This window comes from Halopseudomonas phragmitis, assembly GCF_002056295.1.
GTDB lineage: Bacteria > Pseudomonadota > Gammaproteobacteria > Pseudomonadales > Pseudomonadaceae > Halopseudomonas > Halopseudomonas phragmitis.
Window position 1 is genome coordinate 1,064,879 of record NZ_CP020100.1, and the last position, 11,155, is coordinate 1,076,033.

Consider the following 11,155-nt stretch of genomic DNA (forward strand, 5'->3'; position numbering starts at 1 on the left):
AATGCGGCGCGATGACAGTCGTTGACGGGCAGACAGGATGTGAGTGGCTTGTCAGACCCGGAAAAAACTGCTGCAGTTGCCCGGAGCCGACCGACTCAGGCCGCGCCACTTCAACAGACTCTAGAGAAGCCCCTTGATCATGTGGCCAACCTACTTATTGCTCGCGGTGTTTGTACTGACCTATATCGGCATGGCACTGGGGCGCATGCCCGGTATGCGCCTGGACCGTACCGGCATAGCGCTGCTGGCGGTTGTGTGCCTGCTGGTCAGTGGCTTGCTGGAAGTCGATCAGGCAGGGCAATGGATCGATCTGCCGACCCTGGTACTGTTGATGGGGCTGATGATCATTTCCGCTCAGTTCGCCGCCGCCGGAGCCTACGATGCGCTGGCCCGGCGGCTGGTCAATGCCCGACTGTCATCCCAGGCGCTGCTGGGGCTGACCATCGCCACGGCGGCATTGCTGTCGGCGCTGCTGGCCAATGACATCATTGCTTTTGCCATGGCACCGATCATTGCTGAGGGCACCCGCCAGCGCGGTCTGGACCCCAGGCCCTTTCTGATCGGTCTGGCCTGCGCCTGCAATACCGGTAGCGCGGCGACCTTGATCGGCAATCCGCAGAACATCCTGATCGGTCAGGCCGGCCAGCTGGATTTCTGGGCCTTCGCCGCGGTCTGTGCGGTACCGGCGCTGCTGGCCACGCTGGTGGTCTGGCTGGTAGTGGGTTGGGTGTGGCGTCAGACCCTGGCTGCCGAGCCCAGCAAGCCGGCCGAGTCTGGAGTTTTGCTGCGAGCCAATGGCTTTTCCACCTGGCAGACCAGCAAGGGCGTGGTTGCAGTGCTGGCCTTACTGGCGCTGTTTACCACCTCACAGGCCAAGGAAATCAGCGCGCTGCTGGTTGCTGCGATTCTGCTGATGAGCCGGGTGCAGGCCAGCCGGGATATGCTGGGGGCGGTGGATTGGCACCTGTTGTTGCTGTTCGCCTGCCTGTTCATCGTCACCGGTAGTCTGTCGCTGACCGGATTCGATCAGCAGGCCATGGCCTGGTTGTTGGGTTCAGGCTGGGACCTTGAACAGCCATGGTTGCTAGCACCGCTGATGCTGGCGGGCAGCAACAGCGTTGGCAATGTCCCGTTGGTGATCCTGATGCTCAGTGTCTGGCCCCAGGCCAGTGAGCAGGCGTTGTATGCCATGGCACTGCTATCGACCTTGGCCGGCAATCTGCTGATCGTCGGCAGCCTGGCCAATATCATCGTGGTCGAGCGCGCTGCCCAGGTCGGTGTGACCCTGAGTTTCCGCGCCCATGCCCGTTGCGGTATTCCTGTCACCCTGATCAGCATGGCGCTCGCGCTGGCCTGGCTGCACTGGGTTGGCGGATTCTAGGCGGCCATTTCTACCCGGTTGCGGCCATTCTGCTTGGCCAGGTACAGCGCTTGGTCGGCGCGGCTGATGGCCTGCTGGCTGTCCAGTTCGCCCCCCGGCTCCAGGCAGCACAGGCCGATGCTGATGGTCAGGGTCAGCGGTCGGCTGTCGCGGGTCAGGAAGGTAGACTGCTCAATGCTCTGGCGCAGTTGCTCGGCCAGCTCCCGGGCGCCGCTGGCCTGAGTATTGGGCAGTACCACCAGAAACTCCTCGCCGCCTAGCCGCCCGGCATGATCTTGGGTCCGCAGCCGCGAGCGCAGGGTGTCGGCCAGCAGTTTCAGCGACTGGTCGCCGACCTGGTGGCCATGCCGGTCGTTGATCAGCTTGAAATGGTCGGTATCCAGCATCATCAGGCTCAGGGGTTGTTGCTGGCGGTTACTGGCGGCCAGCAGGCGCTCCAGTACCTCCAGTATGTAACGGCGGTTGGGTAGTCCGGTCAGTTCATCATGCATGGCCAGCTTGAGCATTTGGGCGTCGGCCCGCTCCTTGACCATCAGAATCAGCCCCATGCCAACCAGAATCATGCTGACGGTCGCGGTCAGGAAGGTGGCCATCTGAATCGGGTTGGAACTGGTGATCAGCAACATCTGATCCATGCCCAGCGCTGTGCCTACGCCCCGATAGGCCATGGTGGCGATGATCATGCCGAAGGCGGTGATCAGGAAATACTGACCGCGCCCGTCAGTCTGGCGATGCCGGCTGAACACGATCACCAGTACCAGTATGGCTTGATACAGGACGATTGCAGCCATCACCACTACCCTGGCCGCCAACTGATCGAGCAGGGCATATAGCACCAACGGTACGACCAGTAGCGGCCAGTAGGTCAGCCAGCGGTTCAGTCGCCGTTGCTGAAATTGCATCAAGCCCTCGGCAAACAGCACGAACACACCGGCCAGCAGCGTGTTGGCAACGATAATGGTGAGAAAGTCGCTGAGTTCACCGCGCAGACTGTAGAGGGTATACACCGAGCTGTGCAGCGCCAGAGCCAGCGTCCAATAACCTAACCCTTCCTTGCGCTCCGGCCGCCAGACCAGGGCAGTGCAGATGGTCATGGTCAGGCTGACGATGATGACCATCATAAACATGGTAGGGATGTGCGCTTGCATGATGGTCACTGTACGTCTCGTGGCGCTGGCAAGAGTGATAGCTAAAGTGTGGCACTTTATGCTGCCCCGGGTGCAGGTTTTTCATCGGATTCATGAGTTGGAGGCTGAATGATTCAGCCGCGCAAACCGGTGGATAAAATCCGCCGGATAGGTTTGGGGGAGGTGGGCAGGGTGATGGCAGTCCCGGACAGGAGTCCGGGACTTTCAGGGGACGGTGTTGTGCTTAGTAGCGCGCCAGCCAGTGCGCGTAAGGCGCGGGCAGGGTCCAGGAGGCCTGGTCGAGCTTGAGCTCTCGGGCGGCATGGTAGGCCCAGTGCGGGTTGGCCAGGTGTGCCTTGCCGACCATGACAACATCCAGTTGCCCGCTATTCACTGCATTTTCCGCGATATTCGGCTCACCAAAGCCCCAGGCCGAGGAGACCGGAATGTCCGCTTCGCGACGCACCCGCTCGGCAATCGGGCCCATGAAGCCAGGTGCCCAGGGAATCTGAGCCTCGGGGGTATTGAAACCGATGCTGACACTGATCATGTCCAGGCCATCGGCTTTCAGGCGTTTGGTCAGGTCGATCGACTCGCTCAGGGTTTGCTCGTCGCGGCCGTCGAACTCGATGACCCCGAAGCGGATGGTCAGCGGCAAATGTGCTGGCCACACCTCACGTACCGCGGCGAAGGTTTCGCGGATGAAGCGGCTGCGGTTCTCGTAGCTGCCGCCATAGGTGTCGGTACGCTGGTTGGCATGCTCGGAGAAGAAGCTCTGGGCCAGATAGCCATGGGCAAAGTGCAGTTCCAGCCACTCGAAACCGACCGCCAGGGCACGCTGGGCGGCGGTGACGAAATCGTCCCGCACCCGGGCGATATCGTCCAGGCCCATTTCCCTGGGCTGCTTGCTCAGATGGGCACCGAAGGGCACGGCCGAGGGAGCGATGGTCTGCCAGCCGCGCGGGTCATCGTTGCCGATGTGATCATCGCCTTCCCAGGGCCGGTTGGCGCTGGCCTTGCGCCCGGCATGGGCGATCTGGATGCCGGGTACCGCGCCCTGGGCCTTGATGCTGCGCACGATCGGGGCGAAGGCCTGGGCCAGATCATCATTCCAGATCCCGGCGCAGGCCGGAGTGATGCGGCCTTCGGGGGCCACGGCGGTAGCCTCGACGATCACCAGGCCTGCGCCGCCACGGGCCTGAGCGCTGTAATTGGCCAGGTGCCAGTCATTGACCAGACCGTCGACGGCTGAATACTGGCACATCGGCGGTACGGCAATCCGGTTGCGCAGGGTGACGTCCTTGAGGGTGAAGGGTTGAAACAGCGCGGACATGGGAAATACCTGTGGGTTAGTTGTTACGTTAGTTCGATAATATTGGAACTATGGCCGTAAAGTAAACCCTTGTGTAGAATTTGATCCATGCGACCGTTCAAACACCCCAATCCCGATGATTTTGTCCTTGAGCGCGTGCTCTATGCGCTGAGTGATCCGGTGCGCCTGGAAATTGTGCGTCGGCTGGCCGAGGTCGGCGAAGCCAGCTGTGGTGAGCTGGATGGCGGGCGGCCGAAGTCGAGCATGTCGCACCATTTCCGGGTGCTGCGCGATGCCGGGCTGGTATGCACCTATGGGGTGGGCACTATGCACATGAATTCGCTGCGCCGGGCTGATATCGACAGCCGCTTCCCCGGCCTGCTGGATGCTGTTCTGGCTAACAGTCAGTAAGCCTCAATCGCGGTAGAACACCTGCACCAGATGCCAGCCGAACTGGGTCTTGACCGGCCCATGCACCACTTTCAGGGCCTTCTTGAAGATGATCTGGTCAATCGCGCGGACCATCTGGCCCGGGCGCACTTCGCCCAGATCGCCGCCGCGCTTCTTCGACGCACAGGTAGAGTACTTTTTGGCCAGAACGTCGAACGCTTCACCGGCGGCAATGCGCTTTTTCAACGCCGCGGCTTCGGCTTCGGTCTTGACCAGAATATGGCGGGCCATGGCGACGGGCATGGGTTACTCCTGGGTATCGGCGCTGCGTGCCCCGGCCTTGTTCGAAAGGCGCAGGCCGCGCAGGCTGCGCTTGACGTTCTTCAGGTGGTTGACCAGCTCCGGGCCGCGGCGCATGGCCATGCCCATGGCCAGCACGTCGATCACTACCAGGTGGGCGATGCGTGAAGACAGCGGGGTGTAGATGTCGGTGTCTTCCGGCACGTCGATCGGGATATGAATACCGGCCAGCTCGGCCAAGGGGGTATGGCTGGGGCACAGGCTGATCAGGGTAGCGCCGGTTTCGCCAACCAGGCTGGCCGAGTGCAGCAGATCCTTGGTCCGCCCGGTCTGGGAGATGGCCACGGCGACATCCTGGGGCCCCAGGGTCACTGCCGACATGGCTTGCATATGCGGGTCGGAATAAGCGGCGGTAGAGACCTGCAGACGGAAGAACTTGTGCTGGGCGTCGCTGGCTACCGCACCCGAGGCGCCAAACCCATAGAACTCCACCCGCCGGGCCTTGGCCAGCGCGGCGATGGCGGACTCCATGGCCTGCGGGTCGAGGCGCTCGCGCACATCCATCAGGGTCGCCAGGGTGGTGTCGAAGATCTTGTGTGAGAGTTCGTCGACGTTGTCGTCTTCACTGATCGAGAACTGGCCGAAGCTGGCGCCGGCGGCCAGACTCTGGGCCAGGCGCAGTTTCAGGTCCTGAAAGCCGCTGCAACCAATTGCCCGGCAGAAGCGTACGATGGTCGGTTCACTGACCCCGACTTCGCGGGCCAGATCGGCCATCGACGAGTGCATGACCTGGGCAGCCTGGGCCAGCACAAAATCGGCTACCTTGAGCTCGGATTTGCGCAGCGTAGGGCGGCTGACGGCGATATGCTGGAGTAAATTCACGTTGGCTTCTGGTAGTCTTGAGGGTCGAAATGGCCGAATTTCTTGTAGTTATACTACAAAAATGGTCAAAACGTCTTGAATGGGAGAATCGATGTGCCTGCACATCGCGGCATGGCCTGTGACATTGTAGTGCTGGGCGGGACCGGCGATCTGGCCCTGCGCAAGCTGCTGCCGGCGCTGTACTACCTGCACCGCGACGGTTATCTGCATGCGGGTACGCGGATTCTGGCGGCGGCCAGGGCCAAGCATGCGGCCGAGAGCTACCGGCGACTGGTACAGCGGCATGTCAGTCAGCATGTGGCCCTGGGGGATTTCGACAGCGAGACCTGGGACGCTTTCGCCGAGCGGATTGACTATCTGAGTCTGGACGTCAGTCAGCGGGTCGAGTTCCCGCGTCTGGCCCAGGCCTTGGGCAAGGTCCGTGGGCGAGTGCGGGTGTTCTATCTGGCAACCTTCCCCAACCTGTTCGCTGCTACCGCCAAGCACTTGGCTTCGGTGGGGCTGGTCGATGAGCAGGCCCGCATCGTGTTGGAAAAACCGTTGGGCGAAAGCCTCAAGACCGCGACCCAGATCAATGACCAGATCGGCGCCGTGTTTGACGAGTCACGGGTGTTCCGAATTGATCACTATCTGGGTAAGGAAGCAGTACAGAACCTGCTGGCGCTGCGCTTTGGCAACGCTCTGCTGGAGCCGCTGTGGCGCAATGCGCATATCGACCATGTGCAGATCAGCGTGCTGGAAACGGTCGGGGTCGAAAATCGCGGGGGCTACTACGATCAGGCTGGGGCGATGCGCGACATGGTGCAGAACCATTTGCTGCAGTTGCTCTGTCTGGTCGCCATGGAAGCGCCGGTGCATTTCGAGCCCGAAGCGGTGCGTAACGAGAAGCTGAAGATTCTCGAAGCCTTGCGGCCGATCACCGGTATGGATGTGCAGGACCGTACCGTACGGGGTCAATACGCCGCCGGAGAACGGGCTGGTGAACAACTGCCGGCCTACTACTTCGAAAAAAGTGTGGATCATGACAGCAATACTGAAACCTTCGTTGCGCTTAAGGCCGAGATCGACAACTGGCGCTGGGCTGGAGTGCCGTTCTATCTGCGTACCGGCAAATGCCTGGCTCAGCGCAAATCGGAAATCGTCATCCAGTTCAAGGCCGTACCGCATCGGCTGTTCTCCCAGAACGGCGGCGACCCGGCGCGCAACCGGCTGGTGATCCGCCTGCAACCGGATGAGAGCATCAGCCTGGCGCTGATGGCCAAGTCACCGGGACGGGGCATGGCGCTGCAGGAAGTTGAGCTGGATCTGAACTTTGCCAAGGCCTTCAAGCGCCGGCGCTGGGACGCCTATGAGCGGCTGTTGTTGGACGTGATCGAAGGTGACGCCACCTTGTTTATGCGCCGCGACGAGATCGAAGCAGCCTGGCGCTGGGTCGATCCGATCATCCAGGGCTGGCAGGACTGCTATCGCTCACCCAAGCGCTACGCTGCCGGCAGTTGGGGGCCGGACGCCGCTGACAGCCTGTTGGAGCGTCAGGGGCATTGCTGGTTCGATGAAAACTGATTCCGCTGTCGGCTGAAAGGCTTGCGCTAAAGCGTCGGAGTGCCAGGTTGAAGGGCAAGAACTGACTTGGGTCACAATAAAGGCCTATAGCGGGCCGATTGAATTTATTTGAAGCAGAGCCTGTGTAAAGATGAGCCGGCATCATTTGAATTCCAACCGGCGTGAGATCTGAACCATGCGATTGCTTTGCTGTGTGTGGCTGTTGTGCTGCAGCCTGCCGTTGGCCGCCAGTCAGCAGCTCAACCTGTTCAACTGGCCAGAATATCTTCCACCTGAAGCGATTCAGCGATTCCAGGAACAAACCGGGATTGAAGTGCGTTACGACACCTTCGACAGTCCCGAAGTACTGGAAAGTACGCTGCTGGCCGGCGCCAGTGGCTATGACCTGGTGTTCCCATCCACCACCGTGCTGGCCAAGGCAATCCAGGCCGGTGCCTTGCAGCAGATCGACGGCAGCCGCTATCAGTATGCTGCTGAGCTGGATCCAGAGTTGATGCAGTTTTTGGCGGTGGCCGATCCCAATAACCGCTATGCCATGCCCTACACCTGGGGCACGATAGGGTTGGGAATCAATCGCCAGGCGGTGGAACGACGCCTGGGACAGATCCCGCTTAACAGTCTCGATCTGCTGTTCAAGCCCGAATACGTCAGCCGCCTGAAAGATTGCGGCGTCTCGATTCTGGACTCGCCACAGGAAGTCATCGCCATCGCCCTCAACTACCTGGGGCATGATCCGTATGCCAGTTACCCGCCAGCGCTCAGACAGGTCGCCGAGTTGCTGGCCGGGGTACAGCCGAATCTGCGCTACGTTGGCAGCGCCCAACATATTGATGATCTGGCCAGCGGCGAAATCTGTCTGGCACTGACCTTCAACGGTGATGCCGGGCTGGCGGCGGCACGGGCCGCAGAGTTGGGGCAGCCGTTCGAGGTGGTCTATCGTATTCCCCGTGAAGGGTCCGTGGTCTGGTTCGACAGTATGGCGATTCCGGTTGATGCGCCGAATCCCGAGGCCGCGCACCGGTTGATCGACTTCATGCTCCAGCCCGAGGTGCTGGCCGAAGTGACCAATGAGCTGTTCTTCGCCAACGCCAGCCTGGCAGCGGGGCCGCTGGTTGATCCGCAGATTGTCGCCGATCCGGACATCTATCCCACCGAGGCAGTCAGGGCGCGGCTGTTCGTCGAGCGTCAGTTGGGTGTGGCCGATCAGCGTCAGCGCACTCGATTGTGGAGCCGGGTTATCGCCCAACACTGAGTAAGGACTCACGGGTTCAGCGGGCTCTGAAAGCTGGCCAGCAGATCCGCCTCGAAGGCCTGTTGTGCATCACTGGGATGCTGGCCCCGATGGCGGGCCAACTGGAAGCCGACCTCAAAGCGCAGTTGCCCGGGCAGCAAGGCACGCAGACGTCCGCGCGCGACCCAGCGCGCGCCGATATGCTCGGGCAGATAGCCGATATGCTGGCCTGAGAGGATAAATGCCAGCGCACCTTCGACCTGTTCGGTCTGGGCGCTGCTGGCTTCGCTCAGGTGCGGCTCACGTGGCGGAAACAGTCGATAGGGATGGTGTACCCGGTCGGCCAGGCGCAGGTCCTCTGGGGTTGGTGCCGGGTTTGTGAACAGCGGGTGAGTACTGGCACAGTACAGGCACTGGCGCTCCTGAAATAGCGGCCGGTAATCGATGGCGGCCTGTTGCCCGGCAAAATAGCCGACTGCCAACTGCAACTGATTCTGCAACAACCGCCGTTCCAGCTCCGCCGGCATGGCGGTGATCAGCTCGATCTGCACCGCCTGATTGCGCTGCCTGAAGCGCCCGATGGCCTGGGCAATGCGCTCCAGCACAGCGTCGGCCAACCCTTCGGACAGTCCCAGATGCAGTTCGCCGATCAGCTTGTCGGCCATGCCCTGAGCCTCGTGGCGGAAACTGTCGATGGCCGCAAACAGCCGCCGGGTTGCCTGCAGCACCTGCTCGCCCTTGGGGGTCAGGCGAAAGCCGGCCTTGCCGCGCTCGCACAAGCGAAAGCCCAGACGGGTTTCCAGCTTGGCCATCTGGGTGCTGATGGTCGACTGGCCCACCCCCAGTTCACCCTGAGCGGCGCTGAAACCACCACACTCGGCCACGGTGACAAACAGCCGCAACAGTTGCAGATCCAGATCACGTAGCTGGCTGAGCATTGCGCCTCCAAACATTGATGAATGTCGATGCCAAAATAGAACACTTTGCATTTTTATAAAACAATGCCCATGCAAGCATGTTCAGGCCCGATAACAATTCATTAGCCTGTGCGAGATTCAGACCATGCGACTGTTCCTATTAGCGCTGCTGCTGGGCGGCAGCTTGCTGACTGGACGCAGCGGCTATGACCTGGTGTTTCCAGCCTCGACCAGCCTGGCCCGGGCGATCCAGGCCGGCGCCCTGCAGCCGATCGAGGCTGGCGAATTTACCCATGCCGCGAGCCTGGACCCGGAACTGCTGGCGCTGCTGGCCGAGGCTGATCCGGGTAATCGCTACGCCATGCCCTATACCTGGGGCACCGTGGGCCTGGGGATCAACCTGCAGGCGGTCGAGCAGCGGCTGGGGGCCGATGCCCCGCTGAACAGCCTGGACCTGCTGTTCAAGCCGGACTACGCCCAGCGCCTGAAGGATTGCGGGATTGCCGTGCTGGACTCGCCCCAGGAAGTGATTGCCATCGCCCTCAACTACCTGGGTCATGACCCCTACGCCAGCGCTGGCCCGGCCCTGGAGCAGGCGGCGCAACTGCTGGCGGAGCTGCAGCCGAATGTGCGCTATGTCGGTAGTGCCCGGCATATCGATGACCTGGCCCGGGGTGAGGTGTGTCTGGCGCTGACCTATAACGGTGATGCCGGCATGGCGGCGGCGCGGGCCGCAGAGTCGGGCCAGCCGTTCGAGGTGATCTACCGTATCCCGCGTGAGGGCACACTGATCTGGTTCGACAGTCTGGCGATTCCGGTGGACGCCCCCAATCCGGCAGCGGCCCGGCAATTGATCGACTTTCTGCTCCAGCCCGAAGTGCTGGCCGAGTTGACCAATGAGCTGTTCTTCGCCAATGCCAGCCTGGCGGCTGAGCCGTTGATTGATCCACAGATCGCCGCCGATCCAGACATTTATCCGCCGCCCGAGCTACGGGCCCGGTTGTTCGCCGAGCGCCAGTTGAGCCTGGCCGAGCAGCGTCAGCGCAACCGTCTGTGGACCCGTTTTCGTACCCAGTATTGAGCCCGAGGAGCTTTCCCATGGATCACAGCCCCAGCAACGACCAGGCCTTCACCCGTGACAGCCTGTACGGCACCGCCGCCGAACCAACCTATGCAGGCGTCACCAGTTTCATGCGTCGACGCTACAGCCGGGATCTCACCGGTGTCGATCTGGTGATCAGCGGCGTGCCCTTCGACACTGCCACCAGCAACCGGCCGGGTAGCCGCTTCGGCCCGCGAGCGATTCGCGCCGCCTCGGTACAGATGGCCTGGGCCCGGCACTACCCCTGGGAGTTCGACCCGTTCGAGCGATTGGCCTGCGTCGATTATGGCGACTGCCTGTTCGATCATGGCCGCCCGGAAAGCGTGCCGGCCAGTATCCAGACCCATGCCGAACAGATTCTGGACGCCGGCTGCGGACTGTTGACCCTCGGTGGCGATCACTTCATCAGCTACCCGTTGCTCAAGGCCCACGCCCGGCGTCATGGTCCGCTGGCGCTGATTCATTTTGACGCCCACAGTGACACCTGGCCGGACCCGGAGCATGAGCGCATCGATCACGGCACCATGTTCTATCATGCCGCGCGCCAGGGGCTGGTCGACCCGGCCTGCTCGGTGCAGGTGGGACTGCGCACCACCAACGATGACGTAATGGGGTTCCAGGTGCTTGATGCGCGTGAGGTCAATCGCAGCAGTCCGGAGACGATTGCCGAGCGGATTCGTGCACGGGTTGGCCAGCAGCCAGTCTATCTGACCTTCGACATCGACTGTCTGGACCCGGCTTTCGCGCCCGGCACCGGTACCCCGGTGTGTGGCGGTCTGTCGACTCATCAGGCGCTGGAGATTCTGCGTGGGCTGCGTGGGATCAATCTGGTTGGGCTGGATCTGGTTGAAGTGGCGCCAGCCTACGATAGTGCGGAAATCACCGCGCTGGCTGGTGCCACCCTGGCAATGGAGATGATCTGTCTGTATGCCGCTCGCTGAGTCCGGGGC

At 61.8% G+C, this 11,155-nt stretch carries 11 protein-coding genes; 6 read left to right on the forward strand and 5 right to left on the reverse strand.

Annotation, left to right across the window (positions count from 1 at the left end):
* Window positions 1-139 precede the first annotated feature (139 nt).
* The gene (locus tag BVH74_RS04970; RefSeq protein WP_080051624.1) at window positions 140-1,381 is read left to right on the forward strand and encodes an SLC13 family permease; all 1,242 of its coding nucleotides are present in this window, start codon (window positions 140-142) and stop codon (window positions 1,379-1,381) included.
* On the opposite strand, the gene BVH74_RS04975 is transcribed toward BVH74_RS04970, so the two are convergent.
* The gene (locus tag BVH74_RS04975) at window positions 1,378-2,529 is read right to left on the reverse strand and encodes a GGDEF domain-containing protein (RefSeq protein ID WP_231705592.1); all 1,152 of its coding nucleotides are present in this window, start codon (window positions 2,527-2,529) and stop codon (window positions 1,378-1,380) included. The genes BVH74_RS04970 and BVH74_RS04975 overlap by 4 nt on opposite strands.
* A gap of 223 nt (window positions 2,530-2,752) precedes the next feature.
* Window positions 2,753-3,841, reverse strand: a complete 1,089-nt coding sequence (locus BVH74_RS04980; protein ID WP_080049001.1) for an NADH:flavin oxidoreductase/NADH oxidase — start codon at window positions 3,839-3,841, stop codon at window positions 2,753-2,755.
* Window positions 3,842-3,928: 87 nt separating this feature from the next.
* Between BVH74_RS04980 and BVH74_RS04985 the strand changes: the two genes are divergently transcribed.
* Window positions 3,929-4,231, forward strand: coding sequence for an ArsR/SmtB family transcription factor (locus BVH74_RS04985; RefSeq protein WP_080049002.1), 303 nt, complete (start codon window positions 3,929-3,931; stop codon window positions 4,229-4,231).
* Between the two features lie 3 nt (window positions 4,232-4,234).
* Here BVH74_RS04985 and BVH74_RS04990 read toward each other — a convergent pair whose 3' ends face one another.
* Together BVH74_RS04990 and hexR are read right to left on the reverse strand one after the other, a co-directional pair.
* A complete protein-coding gene (locus BVH74_RS04990; protein WP_080049003.1) occupies window positions 4,235-4,513 on the reverse strand; it encodes a peptidylprolyl isomerase in 279 nt (92 codons plus the stop codon).
* A 3-nt stretch (window positions 4,514-4,516) separates the two neighbouring features.
* Window positions 4,517-5,392, reverse strand: coding sequence for a transcriptional regulator HexR (hexR, locus tag BVH74_RS04995; RefSeq protein WP_080049004.1), 876 nt, complete (start codon window positions 5,390-5,392; stop codon window positions 4,517-4,519).
* A gap of 111 nt (window positions 5,393-5,503) precedes the next feature.
* On the opposite strand from hexR, the gene zwf reads away from it, so the two are divergent.
* Window positions 5,504-6,955 (forward strand): glucose-6-phosphate dehydrogenase, encoded by a 1,452-nt coding sequence (gene zwf / locus BVH74_RS05000; protein ID WP_080049005.1) that lies wholly within the window; start codon window positions 5,504-5,506, stop codon window positions 6,953-6,955.
* 175 nt (window positions 6,956-7,130) lie between these two features.
* Complete coding sequence (locus BVH74_RS05005; protein WP_080049006.1) at window positions 7,131-8,207, forward strand: extracellular solute-binding protein; 1,077 nt, start codon at window positions 7,131-7,133, stop codon at window positions 8,205-8,207.
* An 8-nt stretch (window positions 8,208-8,215) separates the two neighbouring features.
* On the opposite strand, the gene BVH74_RS05010 is transcribed toward BVH74_RS05005, so the two are convergent.
* On the reverse strand, window positions 8,216-9,124 hold the full coding sequence (locus BVH74_RS05010) for a LysR family transcriptional regulator (protein ID WP_080049007.1): 909 nt from the start codon (window positions 9,122-9,124) through the stop codon (window positions 8,216-8,218).
* A 124-nt stretch (window positions 9,125-9,248) separates the two neighbouring features.
* Here BVH74_RS05010 and BVH74_RS05015 point away from each other — a divergent pair, with 124 nt between their 5' ends.
* The gene (locus BVH74_RS05015) at window positions 9,249-10,184 is read left to right on the forward strand and encodes an extracellular solute-binding protein (RefSeq protein ID WP_080049008.1); all 936 of its coding nucleotides are present in this window, start codon (window positions 9,249-9,251) and stop codon (window positions 10,182-10,184) included.
* 17 nt (window positions 10,185-10,201) lie between these two features.
* A complete protein-coding gene (speB, locus tag BVH74_RS05020) occupies window positions 10,202-11,146 on the forward strand; it encodes an agmatinase (RefSeq protein ID WP_080049009.1) in 945 nt (314 codons plus the stop codon).
* Window positions 11,147-11,155 lie beyond the last annotated feature (9 nt).

What these genes read in the sequence shown, in the direction of transcription:
- BVH74_RS04970 (WP_080051624.1), top strand. Translation starts at nt 140, where the DNA reads ATGTGGCCAACCTACTTATTGCTCGCGGTGTTTGTACTGACCTATATC.
- BVH74_RS04975 (WP_231705592.1), bottom strand. Translation starts at nt 2,529, where the DNA reads ATGCAAGCGCACATCCCTACCATGTTTATGATGGTCATCATCGTCAGC.
- BVH74_RS04980 (WP_080049001.1), bottom strand. Translation starts at nt 3,841, where the DNA reads ATGTCCGCGCTGTTTCAACCCTTCACCCTCAAGGACGTCACCCTGCGC.
- BVH74_RS04985 (WP_080049002.1), top strand. Translation starts at nt 3,929, where the DNA reads ATGCGACCGTTCAAACACCCCAATCCCGATGATTTTGTCCTTGAGCGC.
- BVH74_RS04990 (WP_080049003.1), bottom strand. Translation starts at nt 4,513, where the DNA reads ATGCCCGTCGCCATGGCCCGCCATATTCTGGTCAAGACCGAAGCCGAA.
- zwf (WP_080049005.1), top strand. Translation starts at nt 5,504, where the DNA reads ATGGCCTGTGACATTGTAGTGCTGGGCGGGACCGGCGATCTGGCCCTG.
- BVH74_RS05005 (WP_080049006.1), top strand. Translation starts at nt 7,131, where the DNA reads ATGCGATTGCTTTGCTGTGTGTGGCTGTTGTGCTGCAGCCTGCCGTTG.
- BVH74_RS05010 (WP_080049007.1), bottom strand. Translation starts at nt 9,124, where the DNA reads ATGCTCAGCCAGCTACGTGATCTGGATCTGCAACTGTTGCGGCTGTTT.
- BVH74_RS05015 (WP_080049008.1), top strand. Translation starts at nt 9,249, where the DNA reads ATGCGACTGTTCCTATTAGCGCTGCTGCTGGGCGGCAGCTTGCTGACT.
- speB (WP_080049009.1), top strand. Translation starts at nt 10,202, where the DNA reads ATGGATCACAGCCCCAGCAACGACCAGGCCTTCACCCGTGACAGCCTG.